Annotated in this window: 18 protein-coding genes; 14 read left to right on the top strand and 4 right to left on the bottom strand. The window is 72.1% G+C overall.

The genetic code is table 11. From position 1 onward, the window contains the following. Positions 1–204 precede the first annotated feature (204 nt). The 4 genes from ACQUS7_RS01885 (at position 205) to ACQUS7_RS01870 (ending at position 3,705) form a co-directional block, all read left to right on the top strand. A complete protein-coding gene (locus tag ACQUS7_RS01885; RefSeq protein ID WP_435144071.1) occupies positions 205–1,137 on the top strand; it encodes a GAF domain-containing protein in 933 nt (310 codons plus the stop codon). After that, positions 1,130–1,780, top strand: a complete 651-nt coding sequence (locus tag ACQUS7_RS01880; protein ID WP_435128267.1) for a DUF7504 family protein — start codon at positions 1,130–1,132, stop codon at positions 1,778–1,780. Before ACQUS7_RS01885 ends, ACQUS7_RS01880 begins: the two co-directional genes overlap by 8 nt. A gap of 142 nt (positions 1,781–1,922) precedes the next feature. Then, a complete protein-coding gene (locus ACQUS7_RS01875; RefSeq protein ID WP_435128269.1) occupies positions 1,923–2,624 on the top strand; it encodes a phosphoribosyltransferase in 702 nt (233 codons plus the stop codon). Between the two features lie 124 nt (positions 2,625–2,748). After that, positions 2,749–3,705: an AEC family transporter gene (locus ACQUS7_RS01870; protein ID WP_435128271.1), complete on the top strand. Its 957-nt coding sequence runs from the start codon at positions 2,749–2,751 to the stop codon at positions 3,703–3,705. Between the two features lie 124 nt (positions 3,706–3,829). Here ACQUS7_RS01870 and ACQUS7_RS01865 read toward each other — a convergent pair whose 3' ends face one another. Together ACQUS7_RS01865 and ACQUS7_RS01860 are read right to left on the bottom strand one after the other, a co-directional pair. Next, a complete protein-coding gene (locus ACQUS7_RS01865) occupies positions 3,830–5,254 on the bottom strand; it encodes an MATE family efflux transporter (protein WP_435144066.1) in 1,425 nt (474 codons plus the stop codon). 111 nt (positions 5,255–5,365) lie between these two features. Next, positions 5,366–6,661 carry a 5'-deoxyadenosine deaminase gene (locus ACQUS7_RS01860; RefSeq protein WP_435144063.1) on the bottom strand — a complete coding sequence of 432 codons (1,296 nt, stop codon included), beginning with the start codon at positions 6,659–6,661 and terminating at the stop codon, positions 5,366–5,368. Between the two features lie 312 nt (positions 6,662–6,973). Between ACQUS7_RS01860 and dapA the strand changes: the two genes are divergently transcribed. From dapA to ACQUS7_RS01820, 8 genes are all read left to right on the top strand, one after another. Further along, positions 6,974–7,888 (top strand): 4-hydroxy-tetrahydrodipicolinate synthase, encoded by a 915-nt coding sequence (gene dapA, locus ACQUS7_RS01855; RefSeq protein WP_435128280.1) that lies wholly within the window; start codon positions 6,974–6,976, stop codon positions 7,886–7,888. Then, positions 7,885–8,664, top strand: coding sequence for a 4-hydroxy-tetrahydrodipicolinate reductase (gene dapB / locus ACQUS7_RS01850; RefSeq protein ID WP_435144060.1), 780 nt, complete (start codon positions 7,885–7,887; stop codon positions 8,662–8,664). Before dapA ends, dapB begins: the two co-directional genes overlap by 4 nt. Beyond that, the gene (locus tag ACQUS7_RS01845; RefSeq protein ID WP_435128285.1) at positions 8,661–9,500 is read left to right on the top strand and encodes a 2,3,4,5-tetrahydropyridine-2,6-dicarboxylate N-succinyltransferase; all 840 of its coding nucleotides are present in this window, start codon (positions 8,661–8,663) and stop codon (positions 9,498–9,500) included. The genes dapB and ACQUS7_RS01845 overlap by 4 nt, the downstream gene beginning before the upstream one ends. Continuing rightward, positions 9,497–10,825, top strand: a complete 1,329-nt coding sequence (lysA, locus tag ACQUS7_RS01840; protein ID WP_435144056.1) for a diaminopimelate decarboxylase — start codon at positions 9,497–9,499, stop codon at positions 10,823–10,825. Before ACQUS7_RS01845 ends, lysA begins: the two co-directional genes overlap by 4 nt. Further along, a complete protein-coding gene (gene dapF / locus ACQUS7_RS01835) occupies positions 10,822–11,682 on the top strand; it encodes a diaminopimelate epimerase (RefSeq protein ID WP_435128291.1) in 861 nt (286 codons plus the stop codon). The genes lysA and dapF overlap by 4 nt, the downstream gene beginning before the upstream one ends. Further along, positions 11,679–12,923, top strand: a complete 1,245-nt coding sequence (locus tag ACQUS7_RS01830) for a M20/M25/M40 family metallo-hydrolase (protein ID WP_435144053.1) — start codon at positions 11,679–11,681, stop codon at positions 12,921–12,923. Before dapF ends, ACQUS7_RS01830 begins: the two co-directional genes overlap by 4 nt. Positions 12,924–13,007: 84 nt before the next feature. Next, positions 13,008–13,739, top strand: a complete 732-nt coding sequence (locus ACQUS7_RS01825; protein ID WP_435144050.1) for an NRDE family protein — start codon at positions 13,008–13,010, stop codon at positions 13,737–13,739. A 121-nt stretch (positions 13,740–13,860) separates the two neighbouring features. Further along, complete coding sequence (locus ACQUS7_RS01820; RefSeq protein ID WP_435128300.1) at positions 13,861–14,214, top strand: helix-turn-helix transcriptional regulator; 354 nt, start codon at positions 13,861–13,863, stop codon at positions 14,212–14,214. 100 nt (positions 14,215–14,314) lie between these two features. On the opposite strand, the gene ACQUS7_RS01815 is transcribed toward ACQUS7_RS01820, so the two are convergent. After that, on the bottom strand, positions 14,315–15,058 hold the full coding sequence (locus tag ACQUS7_RS01815) for a winged helix-turn-helix transcriptional regulator (RefSeq protein ID WP_435128303.1): 744 nt from the start codon (positions 15,056–15,058) through the stop codon (positions 14,315–14,317). A gap of 198 nt (positions 15,059–15,256) precedes the next feature. After that, entirely contained in the window at positions 15,257–16,660 is a 1,404-nt protein-coding gene (gene purB / locus ACQUS7_RS01810; RefSeq protein ID WP_435144046.1) for an adenylosuccinate lyase, read from the bottom strand. A 168-nt stretch (positions 16,661–16,828) separates the two neighbouring features. Here purB and purH point away from each other — a divergent pair, with 168 nt between their 5' ends. After that, a complete protein-coding gene (gene purH / locus ACQUS7_RS01805) occupies positions 16,829–18,418 on the top strand; it encodes a bifunctional phosphoribosylaminoimidazolecarboxamide formyltransferase/IMP cyclohydrolase (RefSeq protein WP_435128309.1) in 1,590 nt (529 codons plus the stop codon). A 300-nt stretch (positions 18,419–18,718) separates the two neighbouring features. Next, positions 18,719–19,954, top strand: a complete 1,236-nt coding sequence (locus ACQUS7_RS01800; protein WP_435144043.1) for a sensor histidine kinase — start codon at positions 18,719–18,721, stop codon at positions 19,952–19,954. The last annotated feature ends 22 nt before the right edge of the window (positions 19,955–19,976 follow it).

Genomic DNA, 19,976 nt, shown 5'->3' with positions numbered 1-19,976 from the left:
CGCGTCGGCGTCTGGCTGGTGCTCGCGGACTTCCTCGTCGGCCACCTCGGCTCGGCCATGGCCGCTGGGCGCTCGAAATATCACTGCGCTCGTCGCGGAAATTAGTCGGCGCGCCGCACGGCGATTCTCCCCCATTCTCGACGGTCGTCGCCGTCACGTATATCCCGGAACCGAGACGACTACGAACGAAGCGGTGACTTCGACATGATACTCTGCGTTGACCCTGACTCGGCGGCGCGCCGGGAGGCCGGCGAGCGGCTCAGCGACGCCGGCTTCGACGTTCGAGCCGCGGGCTCTCTCACCGAGGCCCGCGCCGCGCTCGGTGGAGACGGCGACGCCGATGCTGACGCCGACGCTACCGCCGACACCATCCCCGAGGCCGACGTCGACTGCCTCGTCACCGAGTACGAACTGCCCGACGGGACGGGGCTTGACCTCATCGCGGAGGCGCGCTCGGCCGCCGCCGACGCCGCCTGCGTCCTCTTCACTTCGACGCCGCTCGACGACGTCGACACGGCCGCGTTCAACGACGTCGTCGCGGAGTACCTCCCGAAGGACGACCCGGACGCCCTCGACGACCTGGTCGACCTGGTCGAACACAGCCTCGCGTTCCGCGCGCAGACCGCCTATCCGCTGCCGGAGACCGAGGAGGCACGGCTGGAGGCGCTCGACCGGTACGCGGCCGACCCGGCGGCGCTGAGCGCGTCCCTCGACCGGCTCACCGAACTCGCGACGGCGCTGTTCGGCGTCAACGCCGCCGCTGTCGGACTCGTCGACGAGCACGAGCAGCGCTTCCTCTCCTGTCACGGCGTCTCGTTCGACCCGCTCGACCGCGAGGACACCGTCTGCACCTACGCCATCCTCGAAGACGACGTGACGGTCATCGAGGACGTCGCCGACGACCCGCGGTTCGACGGGAACGAGGGGCTGGCCGCCGCCGACATCAGGTTTTACGCCAGCGCCTCTCTCGTGACGCCGAGCGGCCAGCCAATCGGGACGTTCTGCGTCTACCACGACGACCCGCGGGCGTTCTCCGAGCGCGACCGCGAACTCCTCGAACTGCTCGCGGACGAGGCGATGGAGCAGTTGGAACTGCGCCGCCGACTCGACGAATTCGTCGGTGAGACCGATGACTGACCCGTACTCCTTCGAGGGGCTGCCGCTCTCCGAGGTCAGCCCCGGCTCGACCGTGCTCGTCGAGGGGCCGACGCACGTCGGCACCCGCGACCTCGCACTGCGGATGCTCGCCGGCGGAGACGACCAGGGCGCCATCGTCATCACCACGAACCGGCGCGCGCGGCGAATCAGCGAGGACTGCCGGCGCGTCGGCCTCGAACTCGCGTCCGACCGCACCGCCATCCTCGACTGCGTCGGCCAGGCGGACCAGCGGACGCCGGCGCGGGTGCTGTCGGTCGCCAGCCCGTCGGACCTCACCGGCATCGGCATGCGCTACTCGGACGTCTACCGGGAGTTCAACCACTCCGGGCTCGACCGCGTCCGGACCGGGCTCTGCTCGCTGTCGACGCTGCTGTCGTTCGGCGACCTCCAGACCGTCTCCCGGTTCGTCCACACGCTCGTCGGCCGAATCGACGCCGTCGACGGCATCGGCGTGTTCCTCATCGACCCGGCCATCCACGACGACCGCACCGTCAGCACGATTTCGCAGTTCTGCACCGGCCGGATTCAGGTGCGGGACGCCGACGACGCCCCCGAACTCCGCGTCCGCGGTCTCCCCGGGCAGCCGCGCGACTGGCAGCCGTTCGACCCGACCCCCGACTGACCGCGGCCGCGACGACCGCCTGAACCGCGGTATTCGGCCGCCGGCGCTCGGACGAGCCGGGGTCGGCGTTCACCACAGCCTGAACACACGTTCAGGCGCGGCTGTAAACCCTTTTAGGGGGGCCGGCGCGAGGAACTACGTAATGAGCGACCTCCCGGACGACTTCGACTGCACCGTCACGAACTGGGAGTACATCTACGACCTCTGCCGGCAGGTGAGCAACGACGTGAAGGCCGCCGAGTTCGAGCCGGACGTCGTCGTCGCGCTGGCGCGCGGCGGCTGGTTCGCGGGCCGATGCATCTGCGACTTCCTCGGGCTGAACGACCTGACGAGCCTGAAGATGGAGCACTACGTCGGCGCAGCCCAGCAGTCCGGCGAGCCGACCGTCCGCTACCCGATGCCGGAGGGGAGCGTGCAGGACAAAGACGTCCTCATCATCGACGACATCGCCGACACCGGCGGCTCCATCAAGCGCGCCCAGGAGTACGTGGAGGAGCGCGGCGCCGGCGACATCCGGACCGCGACGCTGCAGCTGCTCCAGACCTCGGAGTTCGACCCGGACTACGTCGGCGAACAGCTGGAGGAGTGGACGTGGGTCGTCTACCCGTGGAACTTCATCGAGGACATGGTCGACCTCATCTCGGGCGTGATGGAGCGCGCCGACGACCGGACGTTCACGCGCGACGACATCCGGCACTACCTCGCGGAGTACCACGACGTGAACCGCATCGAGATGGAGATCGCTCAGCCGAGCCGGCTCGGCGAGGTGCTCTCGGAGATGGAGCGGCGCGACGTCGTCCGGCAGACGCCGGAGGGCTACCGGCTCATCGACGTCGAGGAGTAACGCCGCGCGGCCCGAGCAGCCCGTGACTGCCGGTGGCATCGGAGCGTCCGGTCCGCGTCGTCTCGTCTCGTCGGTGCCGTGCCGGTTCCGAACCCCTCTTTACCGACGCCGGTGATTCGCCGCTGTGGCGCTGCTCGACATCTTCGCCGGCGCTGTCCTCCCCATCGTCGCGGTCGCGGCCATCGGGTTCCTGCTCGGCCGCGTCCGCGGCGTCGACCCGGGGCCGCTGAACACCATCTGCGTCTACGTGCTCGCGCCGGCGCTCGTCTTCCACAGCCTGATGACGGCGTCGCTCTCCGGCGAGACAATCGCGAATCTCGCGCTGGCTATCGTCGGCTACACCGTCGTGATGGCGGTCCTCGCGGAGGCGGTGGGTCGGCTGCTCGGCGCCGACGAACCGCGGCTCTCCGCGCTGGTGCTCGCCGCGACGTTCCCGAACTGCGGCAACTACGGGATTCCGCTGTCGGCGTTCGCGTTCCCGGCGACGGGCCGCGCCGTCGCGGTGCTGTTCATGGCGATTTACTCGGTGCTCGTCTACACGCTCGGCGTCTACATCGCCTCGCGTGCCGGCGGCAGCGGCGGCTTCGCGGGCGTGAAGCGCGTCGTCCGGATTCCGCTTGTGTGGGCCGTTCCGGCGGCGCTCGGCGCGCGCTGGCTCGGCGTCGTCCCGCCGACCGGCACCTCCGCGATGACGACGCTGCAGCTCGTCGGCGACTCCGCCATTCCGGTGATGCTGCTCATCCTCGGCATCCAGCTCTCCCGGACGGACTACGGCGCGGCGCTCTCGCAGGCGACGACGCCGACGGTGCTGAAGATGGGCGTCGCGCCCGTCGTCGCCGTCGGGATCGCGACCGTCATCGGCTTTTCGAACCCGGAGGTCGGCCGCGTGTTCGCGCTGGAAGCGTCGATGCCGGCGGCTGTGACCCCGGTGATTCTCGTCGGCGAGTTCGCCGACGACCTCCGCATCGGCGACGTCACCGTCCCTGAGTACGTCAGCACCGTCGTGCTGGTGTCGACGCTCGTGTCGCTTCCGGTGCTCACGGTCTTCATCTCGCTGCTCCAGAGCGGCGCGATTCTGTGAGGCGCTGAGCGACTCCGTCGGCTCCGGCGTCTTCGTCGGCTCCGGCGTCTTCGTCGGCTCCGGCGTCTCCGTCGGCTCCGGCGTCTCCGGTGCGAACGGCCGCTGTGGCGCCGCCTCCGGCCAGCTAGTCGTCCGTGGGGGCGTGTTCCGCCGGGTCGACGATGCTGGTCGTCCACGTGCCGTGGAGCAGCCACGCGAGCACGGCGACCGCGCCGACGACGTCGCCGGCGACGACGGCCCACCAGATTCCGGTGGTTCCCCAGCCGTACTCGAAAACCAGCAGGTACGTCGCGGGGACGCGGACGCCCCACAGCCCGAGGAACGCGAACGCGAGCGCCGACGTGGTCCGGCCGGCGCCGCGGAGCGCCCCGCGGCCGATTTCGAAGACGCCGGTGAACGCGAACATGACGGCGGCGACGCCGAGGTACGACGTGGCGTAGCCGACGGTGGTCGCGGCGTCCGGCGCGTCCGGCGGGAGGAACACGGAGACGATGGCGGTCGGGAACAGCCAGGTGAGCAGGCTGACCGGAATCATCACGGCGACGGCGACCGTCAAGGCGGCGCGGACGGCGCGCCACGCCCGGTCGGGCTTGTGCGCCCCGAGGTTCTGCCCGACGACGGTGTTGACGGCTTGCGATAGCCCCATCGCCGGCAGGAACGCCAGCGAGATGAGCCGGTTCCCGAGGCCGTAGGCGGCGACGATGGCCGGCGGGAACGTCGACACCATCGCCGTCAGGACGACGAACGCGAACGACGTACTCGACTGTTCGAGCGCCGACGGCACGCCGAGTTTCACGACGTCGCGGACGATGTCGAGGTCCGGGACGAGGTCGCCGACTCGGACGGCGGGGCCGCGGTCGGTGCCGAACAGGACGTACCAGCCGACGGCGGTCGCGACGAGCCGCGCGAACAGCGTCGCCCACGCGGCGCCCTCGATGCCGAAGCCGGGAATCGGGCCGTAGCCGAAGATGAGCAGCGGGTCGAGCGCGAGGTTCAGCGCCACCGACACCACCATGACGCGGAGCGGGCCGCGGGTGTCGCCGTAGCCGCGCATCAGCGAGACGAACACGAAGAAGCCGAACATGAACGGCGTCGCGAGGAAGAACACCCGCATGTAGTCGGCGGCGAGCGGCACGACGTTCGCGGCGGTGGCGGCGTCGGCGGGCAGCAGGTCGAGCAGTGGCTCGACGGCGACGTAGCCGACGGCGGCGATGACTAGCGACACCAGCATGACGAACCCGAGCGTCGTCCCGGCGATGCGGCCGGCCTCGCGGTCGACGTCGGCGCCGGTGTGCTGGGCGACGAGAATCGCGCCGGCCGCGGTGAAGCCGGCGCCGACCGAGATGAACAGGAAGACGATGGGGAACGCCAGCGAGAGCGCGCCGACGGCGTCCGCGGAGAGCCGGCCGAGCCAGAACGTGTCGCCGACGTTGTACATCACCTGGAGCAGCTGAATCAGCACGAGCGGCCACGCCACGCGAAGCATCGGACGGAGGAGGTCGCCGTCCGTCAACTCCGAGGCGCGGGCTCCGGAGTGCGGGGAACTCATGGCGAGTAGACGCGTCACCCCGTCTTGAACCCTCCTCACAGGTGATACCGCGACGCACGGCCCGGCTGAGAAGGGCGAGCCGAGACCGACCGGACTCGGCGACGGGGAGCGTCAGGCGCCGGGGACGTCGAACTCGCGGGCGCGTCTGCGGATGTCGTCGGCGTCGGCGGTCAGCAGTTCGCCGTCGTCGTACAGGACGTCGCCGTCGACCATCGTGAACGCGACGTCGTCGCCGTGGGCGGCGAAGACGAGGTGGCTCAGCGGGTCGTGCAGCGGCGTCGCGCGCGTCACGTCGGTGTCGACGCCGACGACGTCGGCCGTCCATCCCTCGCGGAGCGCGCCGACCCGGTCGAACCCGGCGGCCTCGGCGCCGTTCAGCGTCGCCATCTCGAAGACGGTTTCGGCGGGCGTCGTCCGCGGGTCGAGCGCGTCGACCTTCTGGAGGAGGCTCGCCTGCCGCATCTCCGTGAACGGGTCGAGCGTGTTGTTACAGGGCGGGCCGTCGTTGCCGAGCGCGACCGTGATGCCGCGGTCGAGGTAGTCCGGAATCGGCGCGACGCCGGAGGCGAGCTTCATGTTCGACGACGGGCAGTACGTGACGTTCGTCCCGGTGTCGGCGAGCACCTCGCGTTCGGACTCGTCGGTGTGGACGCAGTGGGCGAGCACGACGTCCTCGCCGGTCAGGCCGACCTCGTCGAGCCAGTGGACGTTCCGCATCCCGGTCTCCTTCTCGACGGCCGCGATTTCGTCGCGGTTCTCCGAGGCGTGCGTGTGGATGCGGACGCCGTCGTACTCGTCGGCGAGGTCGCGGCAGCCGCGCAGACACGCCTCGGTGCAGGAGACGGCGAACCGCGGCGTCAGCGCGTAGCGGATGCGGCCGTCGGCGGCGCCGTGGTACTCCCGGATGAGCCGCTCGGACTCGCGGAGCCCAGCGTCGGTGTCCTCCTGCAGGCCGTCGGGGGACTCGGTGTCCATCAGCACCTTCCCCATCCGGGCGCGGATGCCGAGGTCGACGGCGGCGTCGAACGCCTCGTCCGCGTGCGCGACCGACAGGTGGTCGACGACGGTGGTGACGCCGGACTCGATGCATTCGAGGTAGCCGAGTTCGGCGGCGAGCCGCATCCCTTCCGCGCCGAGGCCGGCCTCCATCGGCAGGACGTGGTCGAACAGCCAGTCGAGAAGCGACGCGTCGTCGGCGATGCCGCGGCCGAGCGACTGCACGGAGTGGACGTGCGCGCCGACGACGCCGGGCGCGACGATGCCGAACTCGCGGCGTTCGTGGCCCGGGAAGCGGTCGACGAGGTCGCGTCGCTCGCCGACCGCGGCGATGGTGTCGCCGTCGACGACGACCGCGCCGTCGTCGATGACCGTTTCCGCGTCGACGATGACCGTCCCGGAGAGCAGCATTGGTTCCCGAGTCGGCTCCGCCGCGCCGACCGAAATAGCTGTTCATTCGCCGAACGGCGACAGTCGCGTCCGTCCGGAGCAGCGCAACGTATTTACCGGTCGGGGCGTTTGCTACGCCCATGCGAGACGCGTCGCAGCGCCAGCCGCTCACGGCCCGTGAGTTCGGCGTGTCTCCTCTTCTCCGCCGCTCGAAACCGAAACGCGCGTAACTGACGCTTTCGGCGGGAGTGGCACCCCCGTCGTGGGCGATTCTTGCCCGAAGCGACGCGCGCTCACCACTCACCCGAGACACTACAGACGAACCCACACCGAATGTCCATCGACCACGACACGTTCGCCGGCGTCTACCCGGCGATGACGACCCCGTTCACGGACGGTACAGACGAAGTCGACCACGAACAGCTCGCCGCGGACGCCCGGCGGCTCGAAGCCGCCGGCGTCGACGGCCTCGTCCCGGTCGGCTCCACCGGCGAGTCCGCGACGCTCACCCACGACGAACACGCCGAGGTCGTCGAGACCGTCGTCGACGCCGTCGACGTCGACGTCATCGCGGGCTCCGGCTCGAACTCGACGCGGGAGGCCGTGTGGCTCTCCGAGCGCGCCGAGGAGGCCGGCGCCGACGGCCTGCTGCTCATCTCGCCGTACTACAACAAGCCCGAGCCGCAGGGGCAGTACGAACACTACACCGCCGTCGCGGACGCCGTCGACCTGCCGCAGGTCGTCTACAACGTCCCGTCGCGCACCGGGTCGAACCTCGACCTCGACACGGTCGTCGAACTGGCGGAACACCCGAACATCCAGGGGTACAAGGCGGCGTCGGGCGACGTCGGCCGCATCTCCGAACTCGTCGAGCGCACCCGCGAGGAGACGTTCGACGTGCTCTCCGGCGACGGCCCGATGACGCTCCCCATCATGAGCGTCGGCGCCACCGGCACCATCAGCGTCGTCGCGAACGTCGAACCCGAGCGGACGCACGCGCTCGTCCACCGCGCGCTCGACGGCGACTTCGCCGGAGCCCGCGCGGTCCACCACGAACTCGGCCCGCTGATGCGCGCCGCGTTCCGCGAAACCAACCCGATTCCGATCAAGGAGGCGATGGAGATACGCGGCTACGGCCCGGCCGAACTCCGGCAGCCGCTCACCCGAGCCACCGACGAGACGCGCGACGTCCTCGAATCGGTGCTCGCCGACCTCCGAGACCGACCGGTCGCGGACGCCGACGCATGACCGGGGCAGTCAGCGTCGCCGTCACCGGCGCGACCGGCCGCATGGGCCGAGAGGTCATCGAGGCGGCCGCCGACCGCGACGACGTCGACGTCGCCGCCGCGGTGACGCGCACCCCGTCGGCCGTCGACGGCGCAGTCGCGGGGGTCGACGTCGCGGACGCGGCGGACCTCCCGTCGATGCTCGCCGCCAGCGACCCGGACGTCCTCGTCGACTTCACGGTGCCGGCGTCGAGCGTCGAGTACGTCGCGGCCGCCGCAGACGCCGGCGTCGCGGCCGTCGTCGGCACCACCGGGTTCGACGACGACCAGCTCGACCGGCTCGCCGACGCCGCCGACGAGACGCCGGTGCTGCGCGCGTCGAACTTCTCCCGCGGCGTCGCGGCGCTCCGCCGCGCCGTCCGCGCCGCCGTCGGCGCGCTCCCCGGCTACGACGTCGAGGTGACCGAGACGCACCACAACGGGAAGCGCGACGCGCCGAGCGGCACCGCGCTCACGCTCCTCGACGACGTCGAAGCCGAACGCGACGACCTCACCGACCGCGTCCACGGCCGCGAGGGCGACGCGCCGCGGACCGACGGCGAAATCGGCGTGCACGCGCGCCGCGCCGGCGACGTCGCCGGCGAACACGAGGTACTGCTCGCGGGCGACGAGAACGTCCTCGAACTGACCCACCGCGCCGGCTCCCGGCGCGTCTTCGCCGCCGGCGCGCTCGACGCCGCCGCGTGGCTCGCCGGCCGCGACGCCGGCGCCTACGACTTCTCGGAGGTACTCGAATGAGCCTGGAATCCGACATCGACGACCTGTGGAACCGCTACGACGACGGACTGACCGCTGCCGACGCCGACGACACGGACCTCGCCGTCCTCGACGAGTTCCTCGACGAACTCGAAGCCGGGTCGGTGCGCGCCGCCGAGAAGACCGGCGACGACGTCACCACGTGGGCGGCCAACGAGTGGGTGAAACGCGGCGTCCTCCTCAACTTCGGGCTGCGCGAGACGCACCGCCGCGAGTACGGCGACGTCGGCTACCACGACGTGCTGCCGCTGCGGGACACGTCCGGCCTCGCCGACAACGGCGCCCGGAACACGCCCGACGGAACCGTGCTGCGCCGCGGCGCGCACCTCGGCGCCGACGCCATCATGATGAGCCCGTCGTTCGTCAACGTCGGCGCGTACGTCGGCGACGGCACGCTCGTCGACTCCTGTGACACCGTCGGGTCGTGCGCCCAGCTCGGCAGCGACGTGAAACTCGGCGCGAACACGCTCATCGGCGGCGTCCTCGAACCCGTCGAGGACGCGCCGGTCGTCGTCGAAGACGGCGTCTCGCTCGGCGCCGGCTGCCGCGTTACCTCCGGGTTCCGCGTCGGTGCGAACAGCGTCGTCGGCGAGAACACGCTGCTCACGCCCCGCATCCCGGTGTACGACCTCGTCGAGGAGGAGATTATCTACGGCCACCTCCCGGAGAACCGCCGCGCGTTCGCCCGGATGGTCGAGTCCAGCGTCTCCGACCACGACCTGTTCGACGGCGGCGCGTACAAGCCGGCGGTCGTCGCCACCCACGTCGAAGAGCAGACGCTCGAAGCGACCCAGCGCGAGGACGCGCTCCGCGAATGACCGACGAGTCCGCCGGCGTCGACGCCGACCAGGAGGCCGGTGCCGCCGACGCCGAAGCGGTCGCCGCGCCGAACCCGCCGGTGCGCCGCGTCGGCGACTGGGACGCCGCGCGGCTCCGCGACCTCGCCGAGCAGCACGGCACGCCGCTGTACGTCACGGACCTCGACCGCGTCGCGGAGAACTGCACGCGGTTCCGCGCCGCGTTCCCGGACGCCGACGTCCGGTACGCCGTGAAGGCGCACACCGGCCGCGCCGTCCTCGACGCGGTCCGCGACGCCGGCTTCGGCGCCGAGTGCGCCTCCGCCGGCGAGGTGCGCCGCGCGCTCGACGCCGGCTTCCCCGGCGACCGCGTCGACTACACCGCCGTGAATCCGCCGGCGCGCGACCTCGACGGCTTCGTCGACTGGTGGCGCGACGACCCCGGCCTGACCGTCACGGTCGGCGCCGCGGACACGCTCGACCGCCTCGCCGAACGCGGCTACGACGGCCGCGTCTGCGTCCGCGTCAACCCCGGCGTCGGCGCCGGCCACCACGAGAAGGTGCGGACCGGCGCCGCCGCGAAGTTCGGCGTCCCCGTCGACCGCGTCGACGACGTCGTCGCCGCCGCCCGCGCCGACTTCGAGTTCGTCGGCGTCCACGCGCACGCCGGCTCCGGCATCCACGGCGCCGACGACCTCGCGGCCCACCGGGAGTTCGTCTCCCGCGTCGGCGACATCGCGCGCGACGCCGCCGGCGACGCCGACGGTGACGGACTGGAGTACGTGAACGTCGGCGGCGGCTTCGGCGTCCCGTACCGCGACGCGGACGCGCCGCTGGACCTCGCCGCCGTCGCGGCGGCGACCCGCGACGCCCTCGGCGACGTCGACGCCGACCTCGCAGTCGAACCCGGCCGGTACCTCGTCGCCGACGCCGCCGTGCTGCTCACCGCGGTGAACACGGTGAAGCCGGCGGGCGCCGACGCCGACGAGGTCGTCGCCGGCGTCGACGCCGGCATGACGACGCTGCTCCGGCCCGCGATGTACGACGCCCACCACCCGATTCGGTCGCTCGCCGCCGACGCCGCCGACCGCGACGCGGCGCCGACGACGGTCGCCGGCCCCATCTGCGAGTCCGGCGACGTGTTCTGCGAGGGCCGGCCGCTGCCCGCCGCCGAGCGCGGCGACCTGCTCGCCGTCGGCAACGCCGGCGCGTACGGCTACGAGATGGCGTCGACGTACAACTCGCGGCCGCGGCCCGCCGAGGTCAGCCTCGACGGCGAACCGCTGCGGCGCCGCGAACCGCTCGCCGACCTCACCCGCCTCGAAGTCACCCCGGAGGACCGATGACAGACGCAGCCACCACCGTCGCGTTCGAGAAGTACCACGGCACCGACAACGACTTCCTCGTCGTCGACGGCCACGCCCCGGTGTCAGACCGCGGCGCGTTCGCCGCCGCCCACTGCGACCGCGACACCGGCGTCGACGTCGGCGACGGCCGACGCGGCGCCGACGGCGTCCTGTTCTTGACGCTCGACCAGCAGTTCTCGCCCGCCCGCGTCGTCATGACGCTGGTCCAGCCCGACGGCTCCGTCGCCGAGATGTGCGGGAACGGCGCCCGCTGCGCCGCGCGCTGGGCGGCCGACCGCACCGGCGCCGCCGAGTTCATGCTGGACACGCCCGCCGGCAGCAGGCGGACCGTCGTCGACGGCGACGAGGTCCGCGTCGAGATGGGCCGGCCGTCGTTCGCGCCGGCCGACGTCCCGCTCGCCGCCGACCGCACGGACCCGCTCGTCGAGGAGTCCGTCGAGGGCCTCACCGTCACCGCCGTCGACACCGGCGTCCCGCACGCCGTCGCGTTCGTCGACGACGTCGACGGCGTCGACCTCGACGCGGCCGCCCCGCCGGTCAGGCACGCCGACGTGTTCCCGGAGGGCGCGAACGTCACGCTCGCCCACCGCGTCGACGACGGCCGGTTCCGGCAGCGCACCTACGAACGCGGCGTCGAAGGCGAGACGCGCGCCTGCGGCACCGGCGCGGTCGCCGTCGCGGCGGCCGCGCGGCGCCTCGGCCACACCGACCGCGCCGAACTCACCGTGTCGCCGCCCGGCGGCGACCTCGGCGTCGAACTCCCGGCCGACGGCCCGGCGGTCCTCGTCGGCCCCGCCGAACACGAGTTCGACGGCGAACTCCCGACAGACCCATGACCGGCGCCAACGCCGACGCGGACGCGGACACGGACGCCGGCACCGACGCCGACACCGACTTCGACCCGGTGGAGTTCCTCGACGCCGCGGTCCGAACCGAGTCGCACGAGTCCGTCGACGCGATGCGGGACCTGCTCGTGGAGACGCTCGACCGGCACGGCGAGTCCGTCCGCGTCGACGCCGCCGGCAACGTCCGCGCGACGAAATCGGGCGACGCCGACGGCCCGCACCTCGTGTTGAACACGCACATCGACACGGTGCCGCCGCACGTCCCGGCCGACCGCGACGGCGACGTGCTCCGCGGCCGCGGCGCCTGCGACGCGAAAGGCCCGCTCGCCGCGCTGCTCGCCGCCTTCCTCGCGACGACGCCGACCCGCGGCCGGCTGACGCTCGCGGTGACGCCCGACGAGGAGACGCTGTCCACCGGCGCGGACGCGCTCGTCCGCGGCACCGGCGGCGTCGACCCGGTCGACGGCGACCTGTTCGTCGTCGGCGAGCCGACGGACTGCGACGTCTGCACCGCCGCCCGCGGCCGGTTCGAGGGGACGCTGACGCTCACCGGGAGCGCCGCCCACGCCGCCGAACCGGACGCCGGCGTCAACGCCGTCGCGGCGCTCGAAGGGGCGCTCGGCGCGATTCGCGGGTTCGACGCGGACCGCGACCCGCATCCGCGGCTCGGCCCGCCGACGCTCGTCGCCACGGGCGCCGGCGGCGGCGAAGCCACGAATCAGGTGCCCGCGACGGCGACGCTGACGCTCGACCGGCGCTCCGTCCCGCCGGAGACCGCCGAGGAGTTCCGCGCGGAACTGGCGGCCGCGGTCCGCGGCGCCGTCCCGGACGACGTCGGCGTCTCGTTCGACCTGACCGAGCGGTCCACGCCGTTCCTCGAAGCGTTCGACACCGACCCGGACCACGAACTCGTCCGGACCTTCGCGGACGCCGCCGCGGCCGCGGGGGCAGTGGCGGCCGAGCGGTCGGACGCGGAACAGGCGGATTCGGGGCACGGAGATGCAGAACGGTCGGACGGCGCCGAGTCGAGCGCCGACGGCGACGTCAGGCCGTTCGGCGCGGCGACCGAGGCGTCGTACTTCTCGCCCGCTCCGACGGTCGTGTTCGGCCCCGGTCACGTCGCCGACGAAAACGGCGCGGTGGCGCACGCCGACCGCGAATACGTCAGGCTCTCGCGCGTCCGGACGGCCGCCGCGGCCGCCACGGACGCCGTCGGCGACCTGCTCGACTGACCGGTTTTCTCGCGCGCCTGCCCGTCCGCCGGCGGCGGTGCCGGGACCACCGTCGCTTTCACGGGCCGGGCCGAACCGCGCCCCATGTGCACGCTCACCATCGCGTGGCGGACGTTCCGAGACGCGCCGGTCGTCGTCGCCGCGAACCGCGACGAGGCCGTCGACCGGCCCGCCGAACCGCCGGCGGAACGCGACGAGGGAATCGTGGCGCCGCGGGACGCCGAAGCCGGCGGCACCTGGATGGGGGCGACCCGCGACGGCCTGTTCGTCGGCGTCACGAACCGGTGGGTGGAGGGGCTCGCCGGCGAGCGCTCCCGCGGCCTCCTCGTCGACGACTGCCTGCACGCCGAGGCGGCGGAGGCGGCCGCGAGGCTCGTCGAGTCGCGGTGCCGCGACCACGAGTACGACGGCTTCAACCTCGTCGTCGCCGACGCGGACGCCGCGCTGCTGCTCGAGTGGGACGGCCACCTCAGCGTGACGCCGTTCGAGCCCGGCGTCCACGTCGTCGTCAACGTCGGCGCCGACGGCGCTTTCGTCGAACCGCCGGACCGGCCCGACGTCGGCCCGGAGCAGGCGGCGAACGCCCGGCGGCTCCGCGACCACCTCCAGGTCCGCCCGGACGAGTCGGCGTCGTCGTGGCTGCGCCGCGCCGGCGACGCGCTCGGCGACCACGAGTTCGGCGTCTGCGTCCACGGCGACGGCTACGGCACCGTCTCGTCGTCGCTGCTGCTGCTCGGCGCCGACGGGAGCCGGCGCTACGAGTACGCCGCCGGGCCGCCCTGCGAGACGCCGTACGAAGTCGTCTACGACGAGTGACCGCCGGCCCGCTCGGGCGCCGCCGGAACCCGCCCCGGGAATCGTCGTCGCGCGTCATCGTCGTCGTCGTCGCCGTTTCAGGAAAGCCAAGGTTAAACGGGGGGCGCGAGAACGTGACGGTATGAGCGCCGTCGACGTCGAAGCCGAGCTGTCGGAGGACGAGCGCGCGGGGCTCGAACTCGTCCGCGAGTCCGGCGGAATCCACCAGAGCGACTTCTGGAAGGAGCTTGACGTCTCCTCCCGGAAGGGGAGCCGCATCGCGGAGAAGCTCTCGGACCTCGGCCTCATCGAACGCGAAGAAGCCGTCTACAGCGGCCACAACACGTACTACCTCGAACCGACCGCCGCGGACCTCGACTTCTCGCTGCTGATGGCCGGCGACATGCTGTCGCCGTTCATCGGCGAGGAGGAGATCGACCCGAACGGCGACGCGTTCACGCAGTGGCTGATGAACCTCGCGTACGAAGAGTACTGACGGGCGTCGAGACCGTCGGTCGCCGAGAGTCGCCGCGTCGGAACGCCGCGACGCCACCGTTTTCACGAGCCGCTTCGGTCCGCCAGCGTCGGCGCCGCGCTCAGGCGTCGGTCGCGGTGAACAGCCCGGTCGACGGGTCGTCGGCGCCGCGCGGCGCGAACAGCGTGACGCGGTCACCGGCCCGCAGTTCCGTCTCCGCGACCGGGTGAATCGGCTCGTCGCCGCGTTCGACGAGCAGCACGAGGACGCCGTCAGCCAGGTCGGACTCGCCCAGGTCGGCGATGGTCCGGTTCGCCGCCCGCGCGTCCTCGTCGACGACGACCTCGCAGAACTCGCCCTCCGCGGTGAGGCTGGCGGCGTCCGACGGCGCGGCGCGGTTGCGCTGCTCCGGCGGCCCGAACGGGCCGTACGGCCGGAAGTAGTCCGTCTCGACCACGTTCTCGTCTTCGATGTCGACGTCGAGGTTCGCGATGGCGCGCGCGACCGTCGTGATTTCGTCGGTGTCCTCGCCGACGACGGTGACGTGGAGGTTCCGCTGGCCGGCCATCAGTTCGCGGACCTGCACGACGCCGGGAACCTCCCTGACCTGCCTCGCGAGGTGGGAGCGCTCCGGAATCGGCGCCGAGCAGATGAACAGGTAGGTCAGCCTGCCCTCCGCGCGCTCGAAGTCGACGTCGGCGTGGTAGCCGCGGATGACGCCGGCGTCCTCCAGTTTGTCGATGCGGTTCCGGACGGTGCCGGCCGAGACGCCGACCTCCTCGGCGATTTCGGGCGCGCTCGTCGTCCGGGCGTCCTCCATCAGTCGGTACAGCACCCGCCGGTCGACGTCGTCGAGTTCGGTCACGACTCCCAGTCGTTACGGAAGCCACAAAGCGTCTCTGATTTATCCGGAGACAGACCGGCTCATCTCACCCGAACCGCTGAGAAATCGTTGCTTCGCGGCTTGGCGAATCCGAAGCCCCGCGCCCGGCGTTCCGACAGCCGGAGTACGTAGTCTGCGGTCGCGCCGGTGACTACGCGGTGGCAATAGTGGCGTCGACGATTACTCCGCGTCGACGTCGGCGTCGACGTCGTCGACGAGTGCGCCGCCGTAGCCGACGTAGGTCGCGGGGGTGAGCGCCCGGAGTTCCTCGCGGACGTCGTCGTCGACGTCGAGGTCGTCGAACAGGTCGTGGAAGTCGTCGAGCGTCGTCCGGGAGCCGCGGGTGAGCGCCTTCACGCGCTCGTAGGCGTCCGTGTCGCCTTCGCGGCGCAGAATCGTCTGGACGGCCTCGCCGACGACCTCCGGGTTCGCGTCGAGTTCCTCGCGCATCACCCGCTCGTTCGGCGCGACCTTCGCGAGGCCGTCGGCGGTTTTGCCGTAGCCGATGAGGCAGTGTGCGAACGCGGCGCCGACGTTGCGCTTCACCGTGGAGTCGGAGAGGTCGCGCTGGAGCCGGGAGGTCGTGACGTAGTCGGCGAGGAACGTCAGGTCGCTGTTCGCCTTCGAGAGGTTGCCTTCGCTGTTCTCGAAGTCGATCGGGTTCACCTTGTGCGGCATCGTCGACGACCCGGTTTCGCCCGCGGCGGCCTCCTGGCCGAGGTAGCGGTCGGAGACGTACAGCCAGACGTCCCGGTCGAAATCCAAAAGGACGTTGTTGGCGCCGCGGAGCGCGTCGAACAGCGCCGCGAGGTCGTCGCACGGGTTCACCTGCGTCGTCAGCGCGGTGTGGTTCAGGCCGAGCGACTCGACGAACCGCCGGGAGAACCCCCGCCAGTCGACGTCGGGGTAGGCGGCGCGGTGGGCGGCGTAGGTGCCGGAGGCGCCGGCGAGCTTCCCGGACAGGCCCTCGGCGGCGTCGGCGACGCGGGCGGCGGCGCGGCCGAGCCGCGCGGCGTAGACGGCGAGCTCTTTGCCGTACGTCGTCGGCGTCGCGGGCTGGCCGTGCGTCCGCGCGAGCATCGGGACGTCGCGGTGGGCGCGGGCCTCGTCGGCCAGGTCGTCGCGGAGGCCGCGGAGCCGGGGGAGCAGCACCTCCTCGACGGCGGGCTTCACGAGCAGCCGCTGGGCGAGGTTGTTGACGTCCTCGCTGGTCAGCCCGAAGTGAATCCACGGGTGGACGCGCTCGTCGGTCTCGGTGCGCAGGAAGTACTCGACGGCCTTGACGTCGTGGTTCGTGGCGCTGTAGCCGGCGGCGCCCTCCGTTTCAAGCCGCTTCACGAGCCGCGCGTCGTCGGCGTCGAAGCCGTCGGCGACGCCGCGGAGGTGCTCGCGTTCCTCGTCGGTCAGGTCGAGCGCGACGGCGTCCTCGTCGGCGAGCGCGAGCAGGTACTCGACTTCGACGCGGACGCGAGCGCGGACGAGGCCGGCTTCGCTGGCGTACGGGACGAGCGGCTCGGTCCGGCCGGCGTACCGCCCGTCGAGCGGCGAGACGGCGGCGAGGGGGTCCTCGCGGGGCAGGTCCATACCGGCGCTCCCGCCGCCGCCGGCAAAGGCGTTCCGGTCGCGAACCACCACAGCCGTGCATACAGCGAGCGGATTACGCCGATTATCTGGGGGATTCTATCCGCGTTGCTGCATACGGCGCCGGCGCGGACCGCAACCGTTTTTCCGTCGCCGCCGGAGCGTTCGACCATGAAGATTGCCGGCCTGGCGAGCAACCGCGGACGGAACCTGCTGCACATCGCCGACCGAGCGCCCGGCGGCGCGTCGCTGTCGGTGGTGCTGTCGAACCACGCCGACGCGCCCGTGCTGGACGGCGCGGCCGAGCGCGACGTCCCGACGGAGGTCGTCGAACGCGACGACGACGAGCCGCGCGAGTCGCACGAGCGCCGCGTGCTCGACGCGCTCGACGACTACGACGTCGACATCGTCTGTCTCGACGGCTATATGCGGGTGCTCACCGAGGCGTTCATCGACCGGGCGCCGACGACGCTGAACGTCCACCCGTCGCTGCTCCCGGCGTTCCCCGGCACCGACGCCCACCGGCAGGTGCTCGACGCCGGCGTCCGGCAGACCGGCTGTACGGTCCACGTCGTCACCGAGGAGGTGGACGGCGGCCCGATCGTGACCCAGGAGGCCGTCCCGGTGTACGACGACGACAGCCACGAGGACCTGAAGACGCGGGTGCTGTTCGACGCCGAGTTCCGCGCGTATCCGCGCGCGGTCGAGTGGTTCGCCGAGGGCCGCGTCGACGTGGACCGCGAGGCCGGCGAGGTGTCGGTCGAGGGCGACGTCGGCGGCGACCTGCCGGCGCGCCGCACCGTCAGCGAGGACCGCGTCCGCGAACTCCGGTACGGCGAGAACCCGCACCAGGACGCCGCGCTGTACGCCGACGCGACCTGCGAGGAGGCGAACGTCGTCGGCGCCGACCAGTTGAACGAGGGCGCGAAGGCGCTGTCGTACAACAACTACAACGACGCCGACGCGGCGCTGAACCTCGTCAAGGAGTTCGACGAGCCGGCCGCCGCGGTCATCAAGCACACCAACCCCGCCGGCTGTGCCACCGCGGACACGCTGTCGGCGGCGTACGCCGACGCGCTCTCCACCGACGCGAAGTCGGCTTTCGGCGGCATCGTCGCGCTGAACCGCGAGTGCGACGAGGCGACCGCCGAGCGAATCGCCGAGTCGTTCAAGGAGGTCGTCGTCGCGCCGGGGTTCACGGACGCGGCGCTCGCGGTGCTGCGCGGCAAGGACAACCTCCGGCTGCTCGACGTCGGCGACGCGGACGCGCTCGGCGACGTCACGGAGCGGTACACGGAGAAGCCGCTCGTCGGCGGGCGGCTCGTCCAGGAGCGCGACCTGCAGGCGCCGACCCGCGACGACCTGGAGTTCGTGACGGCGCGCGAACCGACCGACGACGAGGTGGAGACGATGCTGTTCGCGTGGCGCGTCCTGAAGCACGTGAAGTCGAACGGCATCCTGTTCGCGACGGGCACCGAGACGGTCGGCGTCGGCATGGGGCAGGTGAGCCGCGTCGACGCCGTGACGCTCGCCGCGATGAAAGCCGAGAAGGACGCCGACGGCAAGTCCGCCGACGGCGCCGTGATGGCGTCGGACGCGTTCTTCCCGTTCCCGGACGGCATCGAGGAGGCCGCAGCCGCCGGCATCGACGCCGTCATCCAGCCGGGCGGCTCCGTCAACGACGACGACGTCATCGAGGCGGCGAACGAACACGGCATGGCGATGGCGTTCACCGGTAGCCGCAGTTTCCGGCACGACTGACCCGGCGAGCACGGAAATCTCCCCGGCCCGAGCCGTCGCGTCGGTGTCGCGACGGCGTCGTCGCGACCGCGCAGCCGACGGTCGGCACCACTGGTCGTATTCGTCTGTTCGCCCGCTCGTCCGCTCGTCCGTTCGCCCGTTCGTTCACTCGTTCGCTCGTTCGCTCCGGATTCCTCCGGAGCACTCCGGAGCGCTCTGTTTTATTCGTCGATGTGTCGTCGGAACCCAAGCGAATAATTCATACTGATTGGCGTCGGAGCACTGACATCAACAGCGGGACGGACCCGCCGACCCCTTTCCGTGAGTCCGAACACGCCAGCCGTCGACGAATCGGCGGCGACGACGACCGAGGAGAAGCTCGAACGGCTCCACGCCGCGACCCGCGACCTGATGCGTGCGTTCTCGCGCACCGAGGCCGCCGAAACCGCGGCGTCGGCGGCGACCCACATCCTCGAGTTCACGCTCAACACCGTCAGGCTGTACGACCCCGAGGCCGAACAGCTCGTCCCGGCCGCCGTCTCGCCCGCGGTCGAAGAGTTGGCCGGCGAGCGGTACCCCTACGACCGCGGCGAAACCGTGCAGTGGGACGCCTTCGACGGCGGCGAACTGCTCGTCTTCCCGGACATCACCGAGATAGACGACGACGTCCCGCGGTCGGGCGAAGGGAGCATGCTCGTCGCGCCGCTCGGCGAACACGGCGTGCTCACGCTCGGCTCGCAGACGACCGACGACATTGACGCCGCCGACGTCGAGTTGGCGCGGCTGCTCGCCGCGAACGTCGAAGCCGCGATGGACCGCGCCGAGCGCCGCCGGACGCTCCGGGAACGCACAGAGCGGCTGGAGCGGCAGAACGAGCGGCTCGACCGGTTCGCGTCCATCCTGAGCCACGACCTCCGGAACCCGCTGAACGTCGCCGCGGGCTACGTCGAACTCGCCGCGGAGACCGGGGAGACCGACCGGCTCCCCGAGGCGGCCGAGGCGCTCGACCGGATGGATTCGCTCATCGACTCGACGCTCGCGCTCGCCCGGCAGGGCGAGGCCGTGGAGTCGCCGGAGCCGACCGACGTCGGCCTCGTCGCACGGCAGGCGTGGGGGACCGTCGAGACCGCCGACGCGACGCTCGACGTCGACGCCCTCCCGACGGTGCCGGCCGACCCCGAGCGCCTCCGGACGCTGTTCGAGAACCTGTTCCGGAACAGCGTCGAGCACGCCGGCACCGACGTCGCCGTTCGCGTCGAACGCATCGACGGCGACGACAACGCCGACGGCAACTGCGACGGCGACGCCGACGGCAACCGCGACGGCGACCGCGACGGCGACGCGGCGGCCGACGCGGTGGGTTTTGCGGTGTCCGACGACGGCCCGGGGCTGCCGGCCGAGGACGCCGACCGGGTGCTCGACTGGGGGTACTCGACGGACGACGACGGCACCGGGTTCGGGCTGGCCGTCGTCGGCGACGTCGCCGCGGCGCACGGCTGGACCGTCGACGTCGACGAGACGGCGGACGGCGGCGCCCGGTTCGCGTTCCGGTTCTGAGCCGACGGGGCGGCGGCGGCGA

Origin of the sequence: Halobaculum sp. P14 (assembly GCF_051195155.1) — an archaeon.
Lineage (GTDB): Archaea > Halobacteriota > Halobacteria > Halobacteriales > Haloferacaceae > JBNTKA01.
The sequence above is the reverse complement of the archived record's forward strand: the minus strand, read 5'-3'. Positions and strand labels throughout refer to the sequence as shown.